General features: G+C 73.0%; 4 protein-coding genes. All 4 read left to right on the top strand.

Going from position 1 to position 2,137, the window contains the following annotated elements; genetic code table 11:
- The first annotated feature begins 181 nt into the window (after positions 1-181).
- A complete protein-coding gene (locus HW445_RS28130; protein WP_151771977.1) occupies positions 182-379 on the top strand; it encodes a hypothetical protein in 198 nt (65 codons plus the stop codon).
- 123 nt (positions 380-502) lie between these two features.
- Positions 503-979, top strand: a complete 477-nt coding sequence (locus HW445_RS28135) for an SHOCT domain-containing protein (protein WP_180223674.1) — start codon at positions 503-505, stop codon at positions 977-979.
- 54 nt (positions 980-1,033) lie between these two features.
- Entirely contained in the window at positions 1,034-1,444 is a 411-nt protein-coding gene (locus HW445_RS28140) for a hypothetical protein (RefSeq protein ID WP_180223675.1), read from the top strand.
- A gap of 123 nt (positions 1,445-1,567) precedes the next feature.
- Positions 1,568-2,137 (top strand): NAD(P)H-dependent oxidoreductase (locus tag HW445_RS28145; RefSeq protein ID WP_180223676.1); only part of this gene is annotated, 570 nt, incomplete at its 3' end.

The raw sequence follows: 2,137 nt of genomic DNA on the forward strand, positions 1-2,137 counted from the left end.
CTGCTGCTGGGGCTGCTGATCATCTCCTTCAAGATCGTTCTGAAGTGACGGCCCGGTCCGCCCGCGGCAGGGCGGCGGTCACCTCCGGCGGGTGAGGCCGGCGGCGGCGCGCGGGCGGAGGATCGCAGGGGAGGGCACCGTCGGCCTGCCGGAGACGCGTCCGCTCGTGGAGGGACTTCCTGTGCGCTACGAGATCCGAGTCGAGGGACATCTGTCGGAGACGCTCGCCGAGTCCTTCCGGGAGCTGGACCACGTGGTGATGGCCGGGCAGACCGTGCTGTACGGCCCGGTCGTGGACGAGGCGCACCTGTACGGCCTGCTGGCGCGCTGCCAGTCGCTGGGGCTGCGGGTGGTGGAGATGCGACAGCTGCCGGAGTGACCGGCTCCCGGGCGGTCTCACCCGTGCCGGGTGAGGCCGCCCGGCGCGTCCCGTGGGCACGATGAGGTGGGCGAGAACGCTGCCGGACACCGCCGGGAGCGGGCCGCCGGACGGAGGACCGACATGGACACCACCACCTACCTGGCGTACGACTTCCCCCTGCTGGGCGCGCTCTGGACCATGTTCGTGTTCTTCCTGTGGGTCATGTGGTTCGCCCTGCTCTTCCGGATCGTCCTCGACGTCTTCCGGGACGACACGCTGAGCGGCTGGGCCAAGGCCGGCTGGCTGGTGCTCTGCACCTTCGTGCCGTTCCTGGGCGTGTTCGCCTACGTGCTGGTCCGCGGCAAGGACATGGGCCGCCGGGAGAGGGCGCAGGCGCGTGCCCAGCAGGAGGAGCTCGGCGAGTACCTCAGGGCGGCCGCGGTCGCGTCCGGTGGCCGGACCGGCAGCGTCGACGAACTGGCGCGGCTGTCGGAGATCCGCGCCAACGGCGACATCACGGACGAGGAGTTCCGCAGGGCGAAGGAACTGGTGCTGTCCGGCCACGGTCCGACGCCCCCGGGTTCCGCCCCGCACACCTCGCACACCTCCGGCGCCTGAACGCCCCGGCCCCGCCGGACGCGCGCCCTCGGACCGCACGGAACGAGACACACGATGACCACGACGCACCAACGGACCGCCTACACGGCCAAGCAGGGATGGGCCACCGGGCTGTACCTCTTCGCCGCCGTGATGCTCCTCCTCACCGGCCTGCTCGAGGTCCTCCGCGGGATCATGGGCATCGCCGGGGACGACGTCTTCGCCACGTCGCCCGACCACGTGTTCCGGTTCGACCTGACCGGCTGGAGCTGGATCCACCTCGCCCTGGGCGTGCTCGCCGCGCTCGTCGCCGTCGCGCTGTTCCGGTCGGAGCGGTGGGCCCGCGTCGCGGGGGTGGCCGTCGCCGCCTTCGTCGTCGTCGCCAGTTTCCTCTCCCTGCCCTACGCGCCGTTGTGGTCGATCGTCGTGATCGCGCTCTCCGGGTTCGTCATCTGGGCCCTGTGCGTGGTCCGGCGCGGGCGCTGACGGCGGCCGTCCGGCCGCGGACCGGGTCCGCCCGGCGCCCGGCCGGCCGTCGGTGGTGGTGACGGGCGATCTGTGCGACCGTGGGCGACCGTACGGTTCACGAGGCGCTGTCCGGGGGGACGAATGACGCGTGCGGGGGTCTATCTGGCACACCCGCGGCCCGGCAGCTTCAACCACGCGGTGTTCGACGCCGTGGTGGAGGAGCTGCGCGACCGCGGTTGCGAGGTCGTGGCGCACGACCTCCACGCCGAGGGGTTCGCGGCCGCGCTGTCCGCAGAGGAGACGGAGACCGTCCGCTCCGCCGGGAGCGCCGAGGACGCCCAGGTCGCGGCGCACCGCGCGGAGGTGGCCACGCTCGACGTCCTGGTGTTCGTCCACCCCAACTGGTGGGGCATGCCGCCGGCCGTCCTCACGGGCTGGGTCCAGCGGGTGCTGGTGCCGGGCGTCGCCTACAAGCTGGGGACCGGCGAGGGCGAGCCGGTGGGTCTGCTCAACGCCCGCCGGGCCCTCGTCGTGAACACCTCCGACACTCCCGCCGAGCGGGAGCGGGCCGAGTTCGGCGACCCGTTGCACAGCATCTGGACCGCCTGCGTGCTGCCCTACGTGGGCGTCGACGACGTCCGCCGGGTGGTCTTCCGGACGATCGCCGGCTCCGACGCCGCCACCCGCGAGGGCTGGCTGCGCGAGGCCCGC

It is taken from the genome of Streptomyces sp. UH6, assembly GCF_013421635.1.
Taxonomy (GTDB): Bacteria; Actinomycetota; Actinomycetes; order Streptomycetales; family Streptomycetaceae; genus Streptomyces; species Streptomyces abyssomicinicus.